Below are 1,976 nucleotides of genomic sequence, written 5' to 3' on the forward strand. Positions count from 1 at the left end.
GGCGTCGGCGGCGGCGCGCGCGGCGCCCGCGGCGAGGTCGAGCGTCGCGATGCGGTCGCTGATCCGCATCGCGCGCTGGATATGCGGGGCGAGCACGCGCAACCCGCGCTTCAATCGTTCGACGTCGCGGTCGCCGGGCCCCGGCAGCATCAGCCCCAGCCGGTCGCCGTCGTGCCGGTCGAGCAGCACCCCGACAAGCCGGTCGATGCCATAGGGTTTGAGGAAATTGCGGAAGAATTCGGTTTCATAGAATTCCTCGCGCGTCATGATGTCGAAGCTGTCGACGACGCTGCCGTTGCCGTAGCGCTGGAACTTGCGCGACCAGGGGTGATTGCCCGCATAGACAGCGGCGTAGATTTCCTGGATGCCCGCGGCGAGCCCGGTTGCCGCAACGAAGCGCGCGCTCGGCGGATTGCTGCTTTCCCACAGGATGAAGCCAGCTTCCCAACTGAGCGGACAGAGCGCGGCGGTGATGCGGGCGAGGGTTTCGTTCCAGCTTTCGGGATGGAGCACCGAATCGTAGATTTCGCCGATCAGCGCGTTGAGCACCTCCCATTCGGCCGGCGCATTATGGTCGGACGGAAAGGCCGGGATATTCGCCACCTGCATGCACTTCCCCCCAGAAGACCCGCAGCGATGCCATTTGAGAGCAGCGCAGCGATGATGGCAAGTGCAATGCGATAAAATGAAAATATTCTGTCCCCTACCCGAGTGGGTAGCGAAACAATCTGCCGAATCGGCCATGAGAAGGATGCGACCCGAGGAAGGTGGAACCAAGGCCATCTTGCTCTCTTGAAGTCCGCCGGCTTGCCGGCGGGCTTCATTTTTGTGCGCGACGGGGTCGGCGGTCCGTCGCCCGGTCGGGATAAATGCCGACGACTATTCCGTCTTGAGATAGACTTCGTGCCAGAGCGTTACGAGCCCTTGGGCATCGAAGGCGAGCAGCAGCATCGCCTCGAAGCATTCGATGCTGCCGTCGATGCGGCGGACCGTCGCGGTCATTGCGAGCACGGTCGATGCGCCTTCGGTGATGGTCCGGTGAACGGCATAGTCGATCGCGGCGATCGTCGCGCGAAAACCGTTGAGAAATTCGAGATAATTGGTGTGCGTCGCGGGGTGGACGCGCCCGTTGGCGCAGATGGTGAAGGCGGGGGCGAATTTCTCGCCGATCACGGCTTCGCTGAGTACCGCGTCGTGCAGCAGATGGCGCCTGTTCCAGTCGAGGAGGTCGCGGGCGAGTTGATCGCTGTTCGCGTGGGGCAAAATCTGTTTCTTTCGTCGGGAGGTTTGGAGGTCGGGAGCGGGGCGGCACGCGCGTCAGCGGATCCGCTGCCCGCCCTTCCACATCATCGTCGCGCGGCCCTGCACCGGCATGCCGTCGAAGGGGGTGTTGCCCGCCCACGCCGCCATCTTCTTCGCATCGACCTGCCACGGCGTGTCCGCATCGACGAGGATGAGGTCGGCTTCCTTGCCCACGGCGAGGCTGCCGGCGTCGACGCCGAGCAGGCAGGCAGGTGCGCCCGCGAGCAATTCGAACAGGCGGCCGGGCGAGATATGGCCGTCGCGCACGAGGTTGAGGCCGAGGGCGAGCAGCGTTTCGGCGCCGGCCATGCCGGGCAGTGCCTCCGCAAAGGGCAGGCGCTTGTCCTCGGGACCCCGCGGGTCGTGGCCCGAGGCGAGGATGTCGATCGTACCGTCGGCGATCGCGGCAAGGCACGCGTGGCGGTCGTCCTCCGACCGAAGCGGCGGCGACAGGCGCGCGAAGGTGCGAAAATCGCCGATCGCGGTGTCTGAAAGCAACAGATGCGCGGGGGTGATACCGCAGAGGACGGGCAGCCCCTTCGCCTTGGCGGCGCGGATCAGGTCGAGCCCGCGCGCTGTGGTGACCTGCCGGAAATGGACGGGCGCGCCGGTTTCCTCGACGAGTGCGAGGTCGCGCGCGATCGCGATCGCCTCGGCAATCGCGGGGGCGGAGG

Annotated in this window: 3 protein-coding genes; all 3 read right to left on the reverse strand. The window is 65.9% G+C overall.

Translation table 11 applies throughout. The features are described 5' to 3' along the window. A partial coding sequence (locus tag VN047_RS13865) for a hypothetical protein (RefSeq protein WP_325543633.1) occupies window positions 1-609 on the reverse strand: 609 nt, incomplete at its 3' end. Window positions 610-879: 270 nt separating this feature from the next. Then, entirely contained in the window at window positions 880-1,263 is a 384-nt protein-coding gene (locus tag VN047_RS13870) for a hypothetical protein (protein WP_325543635.1), read from the reverse strand. Between the two features lie 54 nt (window positions 1,264-1,317). Beyond that, the coding region (locus VN047_RS13875; RefSeq protein WP_325543637.1) for a dihydroorotase at window positions 1,318-1,976 on the reverse strand (659 nt) is incomplete at its 5' end.

Origin of the sequence: Sphingopyxis sp., assembly GCF_035565275.1 — a bacterium.
GTDB lineage: Bacteria > Pseudomonadota > Alphaproteobacteria > Sphingomonadales > Sphingomonadaceae > Sphingopyxis.